Source organism: Brevundimonas sp. UBA2503 (assembly GCF_002341485.1).
Lineage (GTDB): Bacteria > Pseudomonadota > Alphaproteobacteria > Caulobacterales > Caulobacteraceae > Brevundimonas > Brevundimonas halotolerans.
Map to the genome: position 1 here is coordinate 51,875 of NZ_DDOD01000010.1, position 18,720 is coordinate 70,594.

Consider the following 18,720-nt stretch of genomic DNA (forward strand, 5'->3'; position numbering starts at 1 on the left):
AGGCTTAAAGCCATGTTTACTCCCGATCTGATGACCTTGGCCGAGGCGGTCGTGGCGCGCGCGCAGGCGCGGGGGATGACGCTGGCCACGGCCGAGAGCTGTACGGGCGGTCTGGTCGCGGCCCTGATCACCTCCGTGGCGGGATCCTCGGCGGTGCTGGAACAGGGGGCGGTCACCTATTCCAATGCGGCCAAGACGCGGATGCTGGATGTACCGGCGGCCCTGATCGAGGCGCATGGCGCGGTGTCTCAGCCTGTGGCGGAAGCCATGGCGACCGGGGCGCGAGCCCGGGCGGGTGTAGGTCTGGCGGTCTCAATCACCGGGGTCGCCGGGCCCGGTGGCGGGTCAGCCGAGAAGCCGGTCGGACTGGTCCATTTCGGGCTCGCGACCGCAGACGGTGTGCGGCATCTGGAGCGCCGCTTTGGCGAGGGCGACCGTCAGGCGATCCGACTGGCGGCCACCGAGCAGGCGCTGAGGCTTTTGCTGGACGGGCTGGCGTGAGCCCTGCCCCGATCCTCGTCGATGCCCGCGGTCACCGGTGTCCGGTGCCGAGCCTGAGGCTGGCGCGCGCGCTGGAGGCGGCGGCGCCGGGTGAGACGATTGTACTGATGGCGACGGACCCGATGGCGCGCATCGATGTGCCGCACATGCTGGGCGACGGGCCGCACAGGCTGATCGGGATTGAGGACGCAGAAGGCGTCCTGCGGATCACTGTCGAGACTGGCGCCGCGCCGTCAGGCTGACGACCTTCGGCGTCTGCATCAAGGCTTCCTCGGCCTCGACGATCAGGGCTTCGTCGCGGGCGCGCGCGACGATCTCCATCTCGGTGGCGAAGGCCCCGCCGTAGAAGATGGCGTTGACGTTCCACGACAGCCAGATCAGCAGGACCACGACCGCACCGACCGAGCCATAGGTCGCGCCCAGCACGGCGATCTGCTCGACATAGACGGCGCACAGCCACGACGAGATCATCGACAGCAGGGTGGCGATCACCCCGCCGGTGATGGCGGGCCGCCAGGCCACGCGCGACTTGTGCGACATGGCATAGCGGTAGAGCAGGCTCAGGCCGAACGACAGGCCGGCTGCGGGCAGCAGGACGTCCAGCGGCATATAGCCCCCGCTGGAGGCGCCGGTCGTTGCGGCCGATCCGGCGTGGGACATCAGCCGGGCCGTGACCACGGCGCCGGACACGACGGTGAACAGGCCAAAGGCAAACAGGGCGACGAAGAAGGCCAGCAGGTTGAACCTGAGGAAGCCATGCGGCTCGGCTTCGTCATGGATGAGGTTAAGACCGGCCAACAAGGCCTTGAAACCCCTGTGCGCAGCATAGGCACCGATGATCAGGGCGAAGGCGCTCTGCGTCGACACGGTGCGGGCCGAGGCATTGGTCAGCCGGCTGATTTCCTCAAGGAAGATGCTGCGCGCGGCGGCCGGCATGACGTCGGCGAGCGCCGTGGCCTGGGCGCTGACCTCACTGATCGACAGACCGACCTTGTAGAGACCGATCAGGATGGCGATCGCGGGGAATACGGCCAGCAGGGCGAAGAAGGACACCCCGCCCGTGTAGAGCATGACATCGCGGCCCCAGCTGCGGGCAAACGCGCGTCCGGACAGCCTGAGCCAGAAGCCGATCCGGCTCCGGAGAGAGTCAAAGGTCAAAGTCATCCTCGCCACAACCCGGCGCGAAACTAGACTTTTTTGTGACTTTGCAAACCCTCTTGCGTGAAGCGGTCATGGAACCGGTTGCGGGGGCGCCGGGGGGCTGTCTATGGTCCGGCACCATCGGGCTGGTCTCCGGATCGCAGAATCCGGGCTGAAGGGGGCGTACCGTTTTGGATTTCGATCCGCGTATTCTGGTCGTTACCGGCGATGAGACCGAGGGCGAGGCCCTGTGCCGTCAGCTTGATTCGGAAGGCTGGACCACGATCACCGCACCCTCGCCCGAGGCTGCGTCGATTGTGCTGGAAGATTTCCCGATCGAGGCGGCAATTCTGGTGGCCGGTGAGGCCGATGCCGATATCTCGGCGGTGGCGGCGCGGCTGAAGGGGCTGGCCTCGCCGCGATACCTGCCTGTCATCGCCCTGATGGGACGCGCGCCGACGCCCGAGGAATCCACGACCGTCGATCTGGCCATGACCGCTCCGGCTCATCCGGTGCAGCTGCGCATCCGGCTGGAACAGCTGGTCCGGGCAGCGCTGGCTGAAGAAGAGCTGAACCTGCGGATCGATACCTTCCGCCAGCAGGGTCAGGCCATCGACCTGCCGGCCACGGATCTGACTCCGGTGCGGGTGCTGGCGGCGGGCAAGCCGGATCGCCGGTTCCTGGCGCTGTCGAACGCCCTGGCGGAGGATGGCGCGGAGGTGGTGGCGGCCCCCACCCCCTACACCGCCTTTGACTATCTGCACGAAAGCCCGTTCGACGCCGCCGTGCTGTGGGGGGCGGAGGACCATGCCCCGGCGCTGTCGATCGCCTCGGGCATGAAAAGGAATACAAGGCTCTACCACATTCCGGTGATGCTTTACCTGAACGATGGCGCCCAGATGGACGCCTCGGATCTGTTCGGACGGGGCTTTGCCGATGTGGCTGCCGCGGACACGGATGAGCGCGAGACGGCGCGGCGACTGCTGGCCATGGCGCGCTTCCACCGTCGCCAGACCGGGGTGCGGCGCGCGCTGGAGTCGGTGCGGGGCTCAGGCCTGACCGATCCCGACACGGGCCTGTTCACCCGCGACCTGTTTGCCCAGCACCTGGGCCGGGTCAGCGAGGCGTCCCGCAAGCGTCGGCGGCCCCTGTCGCTGTGTGTGCTGAAGGTGACCATGACCGAGCCGGTCGAGGAGGCGCGCCGCGATGGCTGGCTGGCCCGCGCCCTGCCCCAGATCGGCACCATGGTGTCGCGTCTGATCCGCACCGAGGATACGGCGGCGCGCCTGTCCAGCGAGGTCTTCGCCCTGGCCCTGCCCGGCACGACCGAGGCCCAGGCCCGGATCGCGGCCCAGCGGATCGTGGCCGTGATCGGCTGTACCGCCTTTGAGGCCGGCCCCGGGCGCTCGCCCTTCGTGGTCGACTTTGAGCTTGGCGTGGCCGAGCAACGCAGCGGCGAGGCTCCCGCCCGGACGCTGGAGCGGGCCTCTGCGTCGCTGGCCACCGACACCCGCGTCGCGAGCTGAGCCCCGCGAAGCCAGTGCCGCTCATCCCCGCGAAAGCGGGGACCCAGAGTTTTGGGCGATCCGGGCTCTCCATCGGCTCCCAGCGGTCATCCCAAGCGGCATGTGCAGGGAAAGAACTGGGTCCCCGCTTTCGCGGGGATGAGCGGAAAGTGTGAAAGGTAACCTCGCTTGAGCGAAGTCTAGCTCTCGAGCGCCGCCACGGTTGCCAGCGAGTCGGTGATGCGCTCGGCGGCCTTGAGGCGTTCTTCCGGATTGGCCCATTCGCCCATGACCACGATCTTCTGATCCGGGCGCAGTTTCCACACGCCGGCATTCTTCTGGATCAGGCCGACCAGCCCGAGCGGGTTGGGAAAGGCGTTGTTGCGCAGGGTCAGGACCGCGCCCTTGGGCCCCATGTCGATGCGCTCGATCTGGGCCTTGCGGCAGGACGACTTGATGCCGACGATGCGGAGCAGCTGGCGGGCTTCGTCGGGCAGCGGCCCGAACCGGTCGATCAGTTCGGCGGCCAGGGCCTCGCGATCCTCGCCCCGCTCGGCATCCGACAGACGACGATACAGGCTGAGACGCAGGTTGAGGTCCGGCACATAAGACTCGGGAATCAGGACCGCCGCGCCGACATTGATGGTCGGCGACCAGTCGCGGTCGCGCAGGTCGCCGCCCTGCTCGCGCATCTCGGCCACGGCGTCTTCCAGCATCTGCTGATACAGTTCGACACCGACCTCGCGGATATGGCCCGACTGTTCATCGCCCAGCAGATTGCCCCCGCCCCGCTGGTCGAGGTCGTGGCTGGCCAGCTGGAAGCCGGCGCCGAGGTTGTCGAGCGACTGCAGCACCTGCAGCCGCCGTTCGGCCGACAGGCTGAGTGGGCGTTTGGGGTCGGTGGTCAGATAGGCGAAGGCACGCGCCTTGGACCGGCCGATGCGGCCGCGGATCTGGTGCAGCTGGGCCAGGCCGAACATGTCGGCCCGGTGCACGATCAGGGTGTTGGCCGTCGGAATATCGAGGCCGCTTTCGACGATGGTGGTCGATAGAAGCACATCATATTCGCCTTCATAGAAGGCGCTCATCACCGCCTCGAGCTGGGTCGGTGACATCTGGCCGTGGCCGACGACGGCCTTCACCTCGGGCACCTGTTCGCGCAGGAACTGTTCGATATCGGGCAGGTCGGCCAGACGAGGGGCGACGTAATAGGCCTGACCGCCGCGGTATTTCTCGCGCAGCAGGGCCTCGCGCACCATGACGGCGTCCCAGGGCGCAACATAGGTGCGGACCGCCAGACGATCGACCGGCGGAGTGGCGATGATCGACATCTCGCGGATGCCGGACAGGGCCATCTGCAGGGTGCGCGGAATGGGGGTGGCGGTCAGGGTCAGCAGGTGCACATCGGCGCGGAGGCTCTTGAGCTTCTCCTTGTGCTTGACGCCGAAATGCTGCTCCTCGTCGACGATTACGAGGCCGAGATCCTTGAAGCCGACCTGTTCGCTGAGCACCGCGTGGGTGCCGACCACGATCTCGAAACTGCCGTCCTTGAGGCCCGCGCGGGTCTCATTAGCATCCTTTGCCGTGACCATGCGCGACAGGTGACGGACGGTGATCGGCCAGCCGGCGAACCGCTCGCTGAAGGTCTTGAAGTGCTGACGCGCCAGAAGCGTGGTCGGGCAGACGATGGCCACCTGCTGGCCGGTCATGGCGACGACGAAGGCGGCCCGGAGTGCCACCTCGGTCTTGCCGAATCCGACATCGCCACAGATCAGCCGGTCCATGGGCGTGCCCTTGGCCAGATCGGACAGGACGTCGCCGATGGCGTTCAGCTGGTCGTCGGTTTCCTCATAGGGGAAGCGGGCACAGAATTCGTCGAACAGCCCCTGCGGCGGGACGACGACCTCGCTCTCGCGCAGGGCCCGTTTGGCGGCGAGCGCGATCAGGCCCTCGGCCATTTCACGCAGGCGGGCCTTGGCCTTGGCCTTGCGGCCCTGCCATCCGGCGCCACCCAGCCGGTCCAGCTGCACCCCATCGCCCTCGGCCCCGTAGCGGGTCAGAAGGTCGATGTTTTCGACCGGCAGATAGAGTTTGGCATCGCCGGCGTAGGCCAGTTCCAGACAGTCGTGGGGGGCCTCCTGAATGTCGAGGGTGCGCAGCCCCTCATAGCGACCGATGCCGTGGTCGAGGTGGACCACCAGATCGCCTGTGGTCAGGGCCGAGGCTTCGGCAAGGAAGTTGGAGGCACGGCGCTTCTTGCGCGGGCGGGCCAGCCGGTCGCCGAGGATGTCGGTCTCGGTGATGACGACCAGATCGTCGGTCTCGAACCCCGTCTCGACCGGCAGGACGGCGCGCAGATAGAGGGTGTCGGTCGCCGCCTGCACATCGGCCCAGTCGCGCACCGGCACGACGGGTTCCAGCCCGTGATCGGCCAGCATGGAGGCGAGGCGTTCCGACGAGCCCTCGCTCCAGGAGGCGAACAGCACCTTGCGACCGTCCGCGCGACGAGCCTTGGCATAGGCGGCCACCGCCTCGAACAGATTGACGCTGTCCTGCGCGCGCTCGGCCGCGAACGACCGCCCCAGCCGGCCGCCGGCATCCTCGCCCGGCCCCGAGAGCGGGCTGAGCTGGATGACGGGACGGGAGGCCAGCGCACGGGTCCAGTCGTCGGGCGACAGATAGAGGGCCTCGGGCGGCAGGGCGCGGCCGCTCTGGACGCTGCGACCGGGGCTGGCCTGTGCGGCCTCGCGCCGGGCCTCGAAGGCATCGACGGTCAGGTCCCAGCGCTCGGAGCGGGCCTTGTCGGCCTGGCTGTCCAGCCAGACGGTGGCGTCGGCCGGCAGATAGTCGAACAGGGTCTCAAGGTGCGGATAGAGCAGCGGCAGCCAGTGCTCCAGCCCCTGACGGCGGGCGCCTTCGCTAACGGCGGCATAGAGGGGATCGTCCCCCGCCGTGCCGAACCGGTTGAGATAGCCGGTGCGGAAGCGTGAAATGGCCTCGGGATTCAGCAGGGCCTCGGACACCGGGGCCAGACGCACGGCGGCCCTCTGGCCGGTCGAGCGCTGGGTGGCCGGATCGAAGGTGCGGATCGACTCCAGCTCCTGACCGAACATGTCGAGGCGCACGGGCTCATCAAAGCCCGGCGGGAAGACGTCGATGACCCCGCCCCGCACGGCATATTCGCCGCGTTCCGACACGGTCGAGGCGCGGACATAACCATTGGTGGCGAAATAGGTCTCGAGGGCCGCGGTATCGAGCTCGCGGCCGACGTGGGTCTCGAAGCCGGCGCTGGCGGTGATCTCGCGCGGCGGAGTGCGCTGCAGGGCGGCACCGACCGTGGCGACGATCAGCAGGGGTTTGTCGGGGGCCTTGCCGGCGGCGAGACGGCTGAGCGTCGCCATCCGCTGGGCCGAGACCGAGGACGACGGGCTGAGCCGGTCATAGGGCAGACAGTCCCAGGCCGGATAGGAGACGACCTCGATCCCCTCGGCGAAGAAGCCGACGGCGTCGATGAACTGGGCGGCGCGTGAGGCGTCGCGGGCGATGAACAGGGCGGTGCCGCCCTCGCCCAGCCGTTCGGCGACGCGCAGGGCGTCCAGACCCTCGGGCGCGCCGCTCAGCGTAAGGGGGTCCGCCATTACCCAATGCCTCGCGCCACCTCGGACGAGACCGACTCGGCGACGAACCGGCGGATGCGGTCCATCAGCGGCCCTTCCCATTCGGGCGGCGTGGGCGTCGAGCCCTTGATCCAGCCGTAGAGGGTGTGGTCGTCCTCATCCAGCAGGGCCTCGAACAGGGCGAGGTCGGCTTCGTCCAGTTGCGGCGCGACCTGTTCCGAGAACGGACCGAGGATCATGTCGGCCTCGCGGAAGCCCCGACGCCAGGCGCGGAAGCGGATGCGGTTCAGCCGGGTCGTCATTTCGGCGCGTGCGATGTCTTCGGCCACAAGAAGTCTTGCCCGGTCAAAAAGGAATGGAGCCGTGTCAGATAGCGGTCGCGGGTCCATTTCGCCACCCGTCCTGTCCGGCTATCGTGACGCATCATGCGGCCCGAGATTCTGTTTCCCCTGTTCGTCGCGGTCGAAAGCCTGAAGGGCGTCGGCCCGCGCATGGCCCCGGCGGTGCACCGGCTGGCCGGGCCGCTGGTGCGTGACCTGATGTTTCTGGCCCCCACCGGCCTGATCCGCCGGCGCGAGATGACCGTGCAGACCGCGGTCGCCGGTGAGGTGGGCATCTTTGACCTGATCATCGGCGGCCTGACCAAGCCGGGGCGGCCGGGCCTGCCGTTCAAGCTGCGGGCCAATGATGAAACGGGCTTTCTGACCTTGGTCTGGTTCGGCGGATCGGAGGCTTGGATCCGCAAGCAATGCCCGGACGGGGAGCGCCGAATCGTCAGCGGCAAGGTCGAGACATTCAATGATCTGGTCCAGATCGCTCACCCGGATTATGTGGTGCCTGCGGACAAGCGGGACGAGATTGTGCTGGTCGAACCCGTCTATCCCGCTACCCAGGGGATCACCTCGCGGCAGGTGCGCAAGCTGGTGATGACGGCGATGGAGTCGCTGCCGGACCTGGCCGAATGGCAGGATGCGGCGTGGCTGGCGAAACAGGCCTGGCCCTCGTGGCCGGACGCGATGAAGGCCCTGCACGCCCCCGAGAGCGAGCTCGATCTCGATCCGCAGGCCCCGGCGCGGGCACGGCTGGCGTTTGACGAGCTGCTGGCCCACCAGCTGGCGCTGGCCCGGAGGCGGCGGAACCGGCAGGCGGTGCGGGCACCTCGGCTGGCACCCGGGGCGGCGGCAGAGCGGTTGCTGGCCGCCCTGCCCTTCACCCTGACCGGTGCGCAGCAGCGGGCGGTGGCGGACATCCGGCGCGATCTGGCCCATGGCGAGCAGATGGCGCGTCTGCTGCAGGGCGATGTCGGCTCGGGCAAGACGGCGGTGGCCGCGCTGGTGCTGGCGGATGCCGTCGACAGCGGCTTTCAGGCGGCCCTGATGGCCCCGACCGACATTCTGGCGCGCCAGCATCATGAGCGGCTGGCGCCCCTGTTTGCCGAGACGGGCGTGGCCTGCGCCCTGTTGACCGGGCGAGACCCGGCCAGTGTGCGGCGGCCGGTGCTGGAAGGACTGGCGGGCGGGCGGCTGCCGCTGGTGATCGGCACCCACGCCCTGTTTCAGGACAGTGTGCAGTTCCATCGGCTGGGGCTGGCGGTCATCGACGAACAGCACCGGTTCGGGGTGCGCGAGCGTCAGCGGCTGCTGGACAAGGGTGGAGCCGACGGGGCCGTACACCTGCTGACCATGTCGGCGACGCCCATCCCGCGCACGCTGGAACTGACGCAATATGGCGAGCTGGACGTCTCGCGGCTGGATGAGAAGCCGCCGGGGCGTCGGCCGATCAAGACGGCAGTGCTGCCGCTGGACCGGCTGGGCGAGGTGGCGGTGCGACTGAAGGCGGCGATCGAGGGTGGGGCACAAGCCTACTGGATCTGTCCGCTGATCGAGGAGTCCGAACACATCGACCTGGCCGCCGCCGAGGACCGGGCGCGAGATCTGGGCAAGCTGATGGGGCGTCCGGTCGGGCTGGTGCACGGACGGATGCCGGGTCCGGAGCGCGAGACGGTCATGCAGTCGTTTCTGGATGGGCATCTGCCGCTGCTGGTGGCGACGACCGTGGTCGAGGTCGGCGTCGATGTGCCCAATGCTACGCTGATGGTGATCGAGCACGCTGAACGGTTCGGGCTGGCGCAGCTGCACCAGCTGCGCGGGCGGATCGGCCGGTCGGACAAGCCCAGCGCCTGCACCCTGCTGTACGGCCAGTCAGAGACCGGGCTGGGCAAGACGGCGGTCGAGCGGCTGGATATCCTGCGCCGGACCGAGGACGGGTTCGAGATCGCCGAGGCGGATTTCCGGATCCGGGGGGGCGGCGACCCGCTGGGACTGAAGCAGAGCGGCTTTCCGGCCTATCGGTTTGCCGATCCGATGGCCCATGCAGGGCTGATCCGGGCGGCGGCGGATGATGCGCGCCTGATCCTGGGGCGAGACCCGGGACTGACCTCCGACCGCGGGCGGGCGGTTCAGGTGCTGGAGGCGCTGTTCGACTGGCGCTCGGGACGACCGTCCGGCGACTGATCGACCGGCGTGTCCGGCGCGTAGCGCGCGGTCCAGACGGCCAGGCGCTCCTGCACATCATGTTCAATATCGCCGTAGAACAGATTGTAGGGACGTGATTTTCTACGGTCTGACCAGTTACCGGTTTCGCGGAAGGATTCCATGTCCGGCTGGGTGTGACGCAGCAGGCCATCCTTGCACACGGTGGCGACAGAGCGGGCGATCAGGGCCGGGCGGGCGCCCCATTCCAGCCCCGTGGCATTGGTGGCGCCCAGATGCACCCGGGCCGGAATCTCAACCTCGTCCGTCGAACCGTTGACCGGGTTGACGCAAACGGCAGCCCGATCGCCCAGATCGACCAGGCGCCCCCGGCTATCCCAGACGAGGGCGCGACGAAGCCGGCGGCGGGCGGCGCCGTCGTTGTCGTCGGTGACCGGAGAGAAAGCCACGAGACAGGCCGTCTGGTCGCGAGCGCTGCAAGGCGGCAGGGACGGCGTCGCCGGGTCAGCCGCCAGAATGGTATCCATGGCATAGACGGCGACGATCCGGCGACGCAGGGCGGCGTCACCAACGATCCGCTCGCGCACCAGCCGGTCGGCCAGTTCGCCCCCCTGCTCCACCCCGGCGATGACGATAGGCCCGGACGGATGGCGGGCCAGAAAGGCCTCGAAGGCCGCCTCGATGTCCCGGTACGCGAAGGCGCGGGCTTCACGCGCGTCATCGCGCAGGGTCAGACGGGTGTAGAGGCTGCCCTGACGGTAGCGGGGAATGCTGAGCCGACCGGAGCGCGCGAAGGGCACGGCATAGTTGGGAATGACAACCCGGAGCAGATAGGCATCGGCGTCGGCGTCGCCGATCGGGCCGTTCCATTCCTCGCCGCCATCGTAGGTTGTGGAGTGGATGAAGAAGACGGCTGCAGGGCCTGACCCTGTGATCCCCCTGTCCTGCATGGCCCAGGCCGAGGCCTGCTGATAGTCCGGCGCCGGCGGCGGGTCATAGGTCTGGAAGGGCACCTCGGGGTCCATGCCCGCCTGCAGGATGTCCCCCCGCCATACGGCCGCGGCAGCCAGGATCAGGAACACCAGGGCAAAGCCAGCATAGCCGATCAGGGTCCTGAGGCTGACCGCGCGAGGCTTCATCGATACGGGTCTTCCGTTGCCAGATACGACTGGACGTAGCGGCGCACGCCCTCCTCCAGCGGTGTCGACTGGCCGTCAAAGCCCAGCGCCCGGACCCGGTCCATGCGAGCCTGGGTGAAATACTGATAGCGGTCGCGGATCACCTCGGGCATGTCGATATAACTGATCTGCGGCTCCTTGCCGGCCGCATCAAAGGTGGCCCGTGCGAGGTCGGCGAACGAGCGGGCCTGTCCCGATCCGGCGTTGAAAACGCCTGAGATCTCCGGCTTGCCGAGCAGCCAGTCGATCACATCGACCACGTCATCGACATGGACGAAGTCGCGCAACTGGCCCCCGTCCGCGTAGTCCGGGTGATGGGAGCGGAACAGCTGGACCGGCTCGCCCGCCTGAACCCTCGGCCAGATCTGGGCCACAACCGACTTCATCCCGCCCTTGTGATATTCATTCGGGCCATAGACGTTGAAGAATTTCAGCCCTGCCCACTGGGTCGGGGCGCGGCCCCGGTCCGCCTGTTGACGGGCATAGACATCAAACAGGTATTTTGAATAACCATAGGCATTTAGCGGACGAAACTTGTGCAAAGACGCAAAGTCGTCCTCGTCATCAAAGCCTTCGTGACCGTCGCCATAGGTGGCCGCCGAGGAGGCATAGACAAGCCGCACACCGCGTCGCACGCACCAGTCCCAAAGGTCGCGGGACAGGGCAAAATTGGTCCGGAGGATCAGGTCGGCGTCCGGCTCGGTCGTCGAGGAGATCGCCCCCATGTGGATGACCGCCTCGATGCGATCGGCGTTCGCCTCCAGCTTTTCAAACATCTCTTCCGGCCACCAGAAGTCGGCGACCGGATGTTTGGCCAGATTCTTCCACTTGCCGAGGTCGGCCCCTTCCAGACGGTCGCAGACGACCACATCGTGACGACCCGCGGCACAGAGGCGGGCGACGATGTTGGAGCCGATGAAGCCGGCGCCGCCGGTGACCACGATCATGCGGCGCGTCATTGGCCCTCGCCTTTCGCCAGTTTCTGGATGGTGGCCGTGGTCGAGTGACCGGGCGAGAATTCCGCCAGCCGCACCTCTCCACCCCAGGATTCGACCTCGACGGCGCCGACGACGGTGTCGCGCGTATAGTCCGCACCCTTGATCAGCACATCCGGTCGCAGGGCCTTGATCAGGTCGAGCGGTGTTGCCGTATCGAAGGACGTCACCCGATCCACGCTGGCCAGGCCCCCGATGACCGCTGCCCGGCTGTCCAGATCGTTGACGGGGCGGCCGTCGCCCTTCAACCGGCGCACAGACTCATCCGTGTTGAGCGCCACCACCAGCCGGTCGCACCAGGCCCGCGCCTGGGCCAGATAGGCGACATGGCCGCGGTGCAGGATGTCGAAACAGCCGTTGGTGAAGCCGACCTTGAGCCCCGCCGCCTTCCACAGGTCGACCTGATCGACCAGGGTCTCGACCGGCACGATCCGACCGTGATCGATATCCATGGCGCCGGTGAGCTCGGCCTCGAGCAGTTCGGGAGGCGTGACCGTGGCGGTGCCGCTTTTGCCCACCACGACGCCGGACGCCAGAATGGCAAAGGCCGCCGCATCCGGCAGGTCATGCCCGGCGGCCAGCGCGAGGCCGAGGGCCGCAAGGCCCGTATCACCGGCACCCGACACATCGAACACTTCGCGGGCGCGGGCGGGAATGTGCTGGACCGCACCGCCGCGCCGCATCAATGACATGCCCTTGCCCGCGCGGGTGACGATCACAGCCTTGGCCGTCGTCTGATCCAGCAGGGCCGAAAGCGCGCGCTCGACCTCGGCGTCGGTGTCGGTCGGCAGGCCGGTGGCCCCCGCCAGTTCGGCGGCATTGGGCTTGATCAGGTCGACCGCGCCATAGCGGGCGAAGTCGCGGCCCTTGGGGTCAACGATGACCGGCACCCCGGCCTGTGCGGCATGGGCGAGCGCCGCCGCGATCAGGGCGTCGCTGACCACGCCCTTGGCATAGTCCGAGATCAGGATGGCGTCCGCGCCCTCGAACACGCCCTCGCCTGCATAGTCAGTGTCGAGAGTGTCTTCCTCGTCGAGACGCAGCAGCTGCTGGCCCGCGGCGACATAGCGGGTCTTGACCACGGTGCGGGCCGTATCGGTGTAGCGCACGGCGTCGGTCAGGCCGGGCTCGGCGGCCAGAAGATCGGCCAACGCCCGGCCCTCGACATCCTGTCCCGCGACCGAGCCGAGGGTCACGCGAGTGCCCAGCGAGGCCAGATTGCGCGCCACATTGCCGACGCCGCCCGGCATGGAGACCGAGCGGTGGGTGCGAAGGACGGGCACCGGGGCCTCGGGCGAGATGCGGCTGACCTCGCCATAGACGAACCGGTCCAGCATCAGGTCACCGACGCAGGCAAGGGTCAGGGACGGCGCCCGGGCGAGCAGGCTTTGAAGACCGGCGAGGTTCATGCGTCGGAGCTATCCCACAGGACCGGGCACGTCCAGTCGCGGACCGGTTCAGGCCGCGCGCTTGATGCCCTGGGCGATGACCAGATCGTCAAAGGCGATCAGTTGACCGGCGAGGGATTCGAACTGGTCCAGCGGCACCATGTTCGGGCCGTCCGACGGGGCATTGTCGGGGTCCTGATGGGTTTCCATGAAGACGGCATCCACGCCGACCGAGACCGCAGCGCGGCCCAGAACCGGCACGAATTCGCGCTGGCCGCCCGAGGACGTCCCTTGCCCGCCCGGCTGCTGGACACTGTGGGTGGCATCGAACACCACCGGGCAGCCGATGTCGCGCAGCACCGGCAGGGCGCGCATGTCCGAGACCAGGGTGTTGTAGCCAAAGCTGGCGCCCCGCTCGCAGGCCATGACGTTGGGATTGCCCGCGCCCACGACCTTGGCGATGACATTCTTCATGTCCCACGGGGCGAGGAACTGGCCCTTCTTGATGTTGATCACCTTGCCGGTGGCAGCAGCGGCCAGCAGCAGGTCGGTCTGGCGGCACAGGAAGGCAGGGATCTGGATGACGTCGACGGCCTGGGCGGCCTCGGTGCATTGGGCCTCGGAGTGGACATCGGTGAGGACCGGCAGGCCGACGCTCTCGCGAATCTCGGCAAAGATGGGCAGGGAGTCCCGGAGCCCAAGCCCCCGGGCCGCGTTGGCCGAGGTGCGGTTAGCCTTGTCAAAACTGGTCTTGTAGATGATGCCGACGTTCAGACGCTCGCCGATCTCCTTGAGCGCGTTGGCCATTTCCAGCGCGTGCTGGCGGCTTTCCAGCTGGCAGGGGCCGGCGATGAAGACGATGCGGCGACCGCCGCCGATGGTGACCGGACGCTTGAGACCTTCGGAGATTTCAATGACGGCGTTGGGACGGCTCACGATATTCACTTTCGACAGGATGGGAGCCTGGGGCTCAAATCAGACAGGACGTCATATGGGGTGGATGATTTTGGATAACAGGTTTTCCGACGGGATGCGCGCATGAGCGGGACGGATGCGCCGGTGATCCTGTGGTTCCGGCGGGACCTGCGGCTGGCGGACAACCCGGCCCTGACCGAGGCGGTGGCCAACGGGCGGCCGGTCATGCCGCTGTATGTTCTGGATGAGGCGGCGGAGGGACGCCCCCTGGGCGGAGCGTCGAAATGGTGGCTGGAGCGCTCGCTGCAAGCGTTGGCCGAGGCGCTGGACAAGGCCGGGGCGCCGCTGATCCTGAAACGCGGCCCGGCCGAGGCGGTGCTGCGGGCGCTCATTGAGGAGACCGGGGCGAAGACGGTGTTCATGAATCGCCGGTTCGAGCCTGCGGCCTTCGCCGCGGATGCCGACATCGCCCACGCGCTGAAGGCTGAAGGCATCGAATGTCGCGGCTTCAACGGGTCGCTGCTGGCCCGGCCGGGATCGGTGCTGACCCAGGCCGAGAAGCCCTACAAGGTCTTCACCCCCTTCTATCGCGCGCTGATGGAGGCGATCGAGCCGCCGCCCGCGCGCCCGGCGCCGGAGCGGATTGCCGGCGTGAAGGGCGTCGCGTCTGATCCGCTGGAGGACTGGGGCCTGTATGAGGCGCGCCCCGACTGGGCCGCCCGGTTCGACGCGAAGGCCCCGGGCGAGGCGGCGGCGTCGAAGCGACTGGCCGACTTCATCCGCCGGGATCTGGCGAACTATGGGGTGATGCGGGACCGGCCCGGCAAGCCCGGGACCAGCCGGCTGTCGGCGGCGCTGCACTGGGGCGAGATCAGCCCCTGGCGCGTGGTTCTGGATGTGCGCGCCGCGGTCGAGGCCGGCACGGTCACCGAACAGCAGGCCGAGGCCTTTGTGCGCGAGATCGGCTGGCGTGAGTTCTCGGCCCATCTGCTGCACCAGTTCCCGACCCTGCCGGACCGGAATTTCCAGCCGAAGTTCGACGACTTCCCCTGGCGGTCGGACGGCGCTGGCCTGAAAGCGTGGCAGGCGGGCCAGACCGGCTATCCCATGGTCGACGCGGGAATGCGCGAGCTGTGGACCACGGGCTGGATGCACAATCGGGTGCGGATGGTGGTCGCCTCGTTCCTGGTGAAACACCTGCGAATCGACTGGCGCGAGGGCGAATCCTGGTTCTGGGACACGCTGATCGATGCCGATCTGGCCAGTAATTCGCAGAATTGGCAGTGGGTCGCGGGATCCGGAGCCGATGCCGCGCCGTATTTCCGTATCTTCAACCCGGTGTCGCAGGGCACCAAGTTCGATGCGGATGGTGAGTATGTTCGACGTTGGGTGCCGGAGCTCAAGAAGCTTCCCGATCGCTGGTTGCACAGCCCGTGGGAGGCTCCGGCCGAAGTCCGTGCCGATGCGGGTGTCCAGCTGGGCAAGACCTACCCCCGTCCGATTGTCAATCACGCCGAGGCGCGCGACGCGGCGCTCGCGGCCTTCAAGAGTCTGGGCAATGAGGGGTAGACTGCCGGTCCTTGCCCTCTCCTGTGGAGGTCTGTGATGACGACGACCACCCTGAGCGACATTCAGGCCCCGGCACATGCGCCGCGTGGATTCGGCCTGTTCCTGCGCCTGCTGGCGGCGAACTGGACCTGGGGGCGGCTGACGCTGAAGCTGCCGGACGGGGCCATGCACGAACTGGTCGGCAAGGTTCAGGGCCGCAGCGCCGTGCTGGACATCCGCGACTACAACGTCGCCCGCCGGGTGCTGGCCAATGGCGATATCGGCTTTGCCGAGGGCTATATGGCCGGAGAATGGGACAGCCCCGATCTGGCGGTCCTGCTCGAGGTTCTGGTCGAGAACTACGACCACATCCACAGGCTGTTCAATGGCTCCCTGCCGATGAAGGTCATCAACTGGGTCAGCCACCGACTGCGGCGCAACAGCCGCCGGGGCGCGCGCAAGAACATCCACGCCCACTATGACCTGGGCAATGAATTCTATGCGTCATGGCTGGACGAGACCATGACCTATTCCTCGGCGCGCTATGCGGCCAAGGACGAGGCGTTGGCGGTGGCCCAGGCGCGCAAATACGAAAGTCTGGCCCGGCGCATGGACCTGCAAGCCGGGCAGTCGGTGCTGGAAATCGGCTGCGGCTGGGGCGGGTTCGCCGAATATGCCGCGCGCGAGGTCGGGGCCAAGGTCACGGCCATCACCATCTCGCAGGAACAGTATGATTTTGCCCGCCAGCGCATGCAGCGGGCGGGGTTGGGCGAACAGGTCAACATCCAGCTGGTCGACTACCGCGATGTGACCGGCCGGTTCGACCGCGTCGCCTCGATCGAGATGTTCGAGGCCGTGGGACAGGAATACTGGCCGACCTATTTCAGCAAGATCGCCGAGGTGCTGGCGCCGGGCGGCCGGGCGGCCCTGCAGATCATCACCATTCAGGACGCCCTGTTCGAGGAGTATGCGGTCCGGACCGACTTCATCCAGAAATACATCTTCCCCGGCGGGATGCTGCCCAGCGAGGAACGGTTGAAGCCGGTGATCGAGGCCGCGGGCCTGAACTGGCAATCGGTCGAGCGCTTCGGTCAGGATTATGCCGACACTCTGGCCGCCTGGGACCGCCGCTTCCAGTCCAGCTGGAGCGACATCCAGCGCATGCAGAGCTTCGACGAGCGGTTCCGGCGGATGTGGCGCTTCTATCTGGGCTATTGCGAAGCCGGGTTCCGGTCGGGCCGGACGGATGTGATCCAACTGGCGATCGGCAAGGGGTGATCCGATGTCGCCGCTCATCGAAGCCCGTGACCTGCTGGCTCTGATACGCGAGGGGGCCGTTCGGGTCGTCGATGCCGGGTGGCGACTGGACGGGACCGATACGCGGGCCCTGTTCCGGGAGGCGCATATCCCGGGGGCGGCGTTCTTCGATCTGGAGGCGGTGTCCGACCCGACCTCGCCCCTGCCCCACACCCTGCCGGACGCCGCGCATTTCGGGCGGGCCATGGGGGCGCTGGGCCTGTCAGAGGGCGACCGGATCGTTGTGTATGAGGCCGGGCCGATGTTCTCGGCGCCGCGCGCCTGGTGGATGCTGAGGACCTTTGGTGCCACGCAGGTGCAGGTGCTGAACGGGGGGCTGGACGCGTGGACGCGGGCCGGGGGCGAGACCGAAGGCGGGGTTGCCCGTCCCCTGCCCGCTCGCTTCGATGCCCAACTGGACCGGGATACAGTGGCCGACATCGAGGTCGTACGTCAGGCCCTGAACGAGGGCACCGCCCCGGTGCTGGACGCGAGAGGTGCGGTCAGGTTCCGGGGCGAGAGCGCCGAGCCTCGCCCCGGAGTGCGGCCCGGCCATATGCCGGGAGCGCGGAACCTGCCCTATGCAGCCCTGGTCGATGAGGCGGGGCGTCTGCGAGACCTCGCCGACCTTGAGGCCGCATTCGAGGCGAGCGGGCTGGACGATGGGGCTGTGCCGATCACCACCTGCGGCTCGGGCGTGACCGCGGCCATTCTGGTGCTGGCTCTGACCGTGCTGGGCCGCCCGGCGCGGCTCTATGACGGGAGCTGGGCCGAATGGGGGAGCCACACGGACACCCCCATCCAGACCGGCTGACGCCTCAGGACGTCGGAGGCGCGACGGGCAGTGGTCCCGAGACCTCGGCCGGGATGTCCTTCTCCCCGCGCGAGACCACGGTGGCGGCCACCAGATCGCCGGTCACGTTCAGCGTGGTCCGGCACATGTCGAGGAAGCGGTCGACGCCCAGGATCAGGCCGATACCTTCGGGCGGAACCCCGACCATTACCAGGATCAGGGCCACCACGGGCAGGGAACCCGCCGGCACACCGGCCGTGCCGATACCGCCCAGAATACAGACCAGCATGACCACCAGCTGCTGCTGGAGGTTGAGGTCGATACCGAAGAACTGGGCCAGAAACAGCACCGTCACCCCCTCGAACAGGGCGGTGCCGTTCTGGTTGGCCGTGGCCCCCACCGTCAGGACGAAGCGCGAGATGCGCTTGGGCAGTTTCAGCTGCTCCTCGGCGGCCTTGATGGCGACCGGCAGGGTCGCGTTCGAGGACGCGGTCGAAAAGGCCACCACAAAGGGCTCGCGGACGCCCCGGGCGAACTTCAACGGGTTCATGCCGCCGAAGATCATCACCAGCAGCGGATAGACGATGAACATGTGGATCGCCATGGCGCCGACGGCCACGCCCGCATAGGCTCCCAGACGGATCAGCAGATCCCAGCCGAACACAGCGGCCAGATTGAACATCAGGGCGGCGATGGCGATCGGGGCCAGTTTGATGACGGCGTTGATCAGTTTCATCATCACTTCCAGCAGACCCTGCAGGGTCTCCTGAAGCTGGTCGGTGGCCCTGGACTTGGCCATCACCATGCCGATGCCAAAGATCAGGGCGAACACCATGACCGGCAGGATCTGGTTGTCGGCGGCCGCCGTGATGACGTTCGACGGGATCATGTCGAGGAAGAACTGGCCGGCCTCGATGCTGGTGGGCGCATTGCCGACGATGGCGGCGGCGCCGTCGCGGCCGTCCTCCAGCAGTTGCGCGGCCAGCGCCGGATCAACGCCTGCGCCCGGCTGGAAGTAGTTGACCATGACCAGGCCGATCCCGACCGCGATGGCGGAGACCATGATGGTAAAGACCAGCGTCTTGAACCCGACCCGGCCCAGCGACTTCAGGTCGCCCATCTCGGCTACACCGACGGCCAGCGCCGCGAACAGCAGCGGAATGACCAGCATGAACAACAGGCGCAGGAAGATCTGCCCGACCGCCTGGATCAGTTCCATGACCCATGGAATGACCACCAGATCATTCAGATTGACGTAGAGACCGCCGCCAAGGCCGACGGCAAAGCCGAGCAGCATCCAGAGATAGAGCGGCACACCGCCGCGTTTGGTCGTTTCCATGAGTCCCCCGGGG

15 protein-coding genes are annotated in these 18,720 nt (G+C 67.7%); 7 read left to right on the forward strand and 8 right to left on the reverse strand.

The window, feature by feature from the left end; translation table 11 throughout:
* The first annotated feature begins 12 nt into the window (after positions 1–12).
* The gene (locus B4K74_RS04960) at positions 13–501 is read left to right on the forward strand and encodes a CinA family protein (protein ID WP_286692011.1); all 489 of its coding nucleotides are present in this window, start codon (positions 13–15) and stop codon (positions 499–501) included.
* Complete coding sequence (locus B4K74_RS04965) at positions 498–743, forward strand: sulfurtransferase TusA family protein (protein WP_286692012.1); 246 nt, start codon at positions 498–500, stop codon at positions 741–743. The genes B4K74_RS04960 and B4K74_RS04965 overlap by 4 nt, the downstream gene beginning before the upstream one ends.
* On the opposite strand, the gene B4K74_RS04970 is transcribed toward B4K74_RS04965, so the two are convergent.
* Complete coding sequence (locus B4K74_RS04970; protein ID WP_286692013.1) at positions 709–1,659, reverse strand: YihY/virulence factor BrkB family protein; 951 nt, start codon at positions 1,657–1,659, stop codon at positions 709–711. The two genes, B4K74_RS04965 and B4K74_RS04970, sit on opposite strands and share 35 nt — an antisense overlap.
* 173 nt (positions 1,660–1,832) lie before the next feature.
* On the opposite strand from B4K74_RS04970, the gene B4K74_RS04975 reads away from it, so the two are divergent.
* Positions 1,833–3,167 (forward strand): diguanylate cyclase domain-containing protein, encoded by a 1,335-nt coding sequence (locus B4K74_RS04975; protein ID WP_286692014.1) that lies wholly within the window; start codon positions 1,833–1,835, stop codon positions 3,165–3,167.
* Positions 3,168–3,346: 179 nt separating this feature from the next.
* Here B4K74_RS04975 and mfd read toward each other — a convergent pair whose 3' ends face one another.
* Both mfd and B4K74_RS04985 read right to left on the reverse strand, forming a co-directional pair.
* Complete coding sequence (gene mfd, locus B4K74_RS04980) at positions 3,347–6,784, reverse strand: transcription-repair coupling factor (protein ID WP_286692015.1); 3,438 nt, start codon at positions 6,782–6,784, stop codon at positions 3,347–3,349.
* Positions 6,784–7,092, reverse strand: coding sequence for a succinate dehydrogenase assembly factor 2 (locus B4K74_RS04985; protein WP_241153139.1), 309 nt, complete (start codon positions 7,090–7,092; stop codon positions 6,784–6,786). The genes mfd and B4K74_RS04985 overlap by 1 nt, the downstream gene beginning before the upstream one ends.
* A 96-nt stretch (positions 7,093–7,188) precedes the next feature.
* On the opposite strand from B4K74_RS04985, the gene recG reads away from it, so the two are divergent.
* Positions 7,189–9,276, forward strand: a complete 2,088-nt coding sequence (gene recG / locus B4K74_RS04990; RefSeq protein WP_286692016.1) for an ATP-dependent DNA helicase RecG — start codon at positions 7,189–7,191, stop codon at positions 9,274–9,276.
* Here recG and B4K74_RS04995 read toward each other — a convergent pair.
* From B4K74_RS04995 to kdsA, 4 genes are read right to left on the reverse strand one after another with little or no spacing between them, the layout of a single operon-like run.
* Positions 9,222–10,394, reverse strand: coding sequence for a DUF3089 domain-containing protein (locus B4K74_RS04995; RefSeq protein WP_286692017.1), 1,173 nt, complete (start codon positions 10,392–10,394; stop codon positions 9,222–9,224). The genes recG and B4K74_RS04995 overlap by 55 nt on opposite strands.
* Positions 10,391–11,392, reverse strand: a complete 1,002-nt coding sequence (gene rfaD, locus B4K74_RS05000; RefSeq protein ID WP_286692018.1) for an ADP-glyceromanno-heptose 6-epimerase — start codon at positions 11,390–11,392, stop codon at positions 10,391–10,393. Before rfaD ends, B4K74_RS04995 begins: the two co-directional genes overlap by 4 nt.
* Positions 11,389–12,837: a D-glycero-beta-D-manno-heptose 1-phosphate adenylyltransferase gene (gene rfaE2 / locus B4K74_RS05005; RefSeq protein ID WP_286692019.1), complete on the reverse strand. Its 1,449-nt coding sequence runs from the start codon at positions 12,835–12,837 to the stop codon at positions 11,389–11,391. Before rfaE2 ends, rfaD begins: the two co-directional genes overlap by 4 nt.
* Positions 12,838–12,885: 48 nt before the next feature.
* Positions 12,886–13,752 carry a 3-deoxy-8-phosphooctulonate synthase gene (gene kdsA / locus B4K74_RS05010; RefSeq protein ID WP_375782288.1) on the reverse strand — a complete coding sequence of 289 codons (867 nt, stop codon included), beginning with the start codon at positions 13,750–13,752 and terminating at the stop codon, positions 12,886–12,888.
* Positions 13,753–13,854: 102 nt separating this feature from the next.
* Between kdsA and B4K74_RS05015 the strand changes: the two genes are divergently transcribed.
* Genes B4K74_RS05015 through sseA form a run of 3 tightly spaced genes read left to right on the forward strand, consistent with a single transcriptional unit; the run spans position 13,855 to position 17,389 of the window.
* Positions 13,855–15,300 (forward strand): cryptochrome/photolyase family protein, encoded by a 1,446-nt coding sequence (locus B4K74_RS05015; protein ID WP_286692020.1) that lies wholly within the window; start codon positions 13,855–13,857, stop codon positions 15,298–15,300.
* Positions 15,301–15,336: 36 nt separating this feature from the next.
* Positions 15,337–16,557: an SAM-dependent methyltransferase gene (locus tag B4K74_RS05020; RefSeq protein WP_286692021.1), complete on the forward strand. Its 1,221-nt coding sequence runs from the start codon at positions 15,337–15,339 to the stop codon at positions 16,555–16,557.
* A 4-nt stretch (positions 16,558–16,561) separates the two neighbouring features.
* Positions 16,562–17,389 (forward strand): 3-mercaptopyruvate sulfurtransferase, encoded by an 828-nt coding sequence (sseA, locus tag B4K74_RS05025; RefSeq protein WP_286692022.1) that lies wholly within the window; start codon positions 16,562–16,564, stop codon positions 17,387–17,389.
* Positions 17,390–17,393: 4 nt separating this feature from the next.
* Here the strand turns inward: sseA and B4K74_RS05030 are convergent, their stop codons facing one another.
* Positions 17,394–18,707: a dicarboxylate/amino acid:cation symporter gene (locus tag B4K74_RS05030; RefSeq protein ID WP_286692023.1), complete on the reverse strand. Its 1,314-nt coding sequence runs from the start codon at positions 18,705–18,707 to the stop codon at positions 17,394–17,396.
* Positions 18,708–18,720 lie beyond the last annotated feature (13 nt).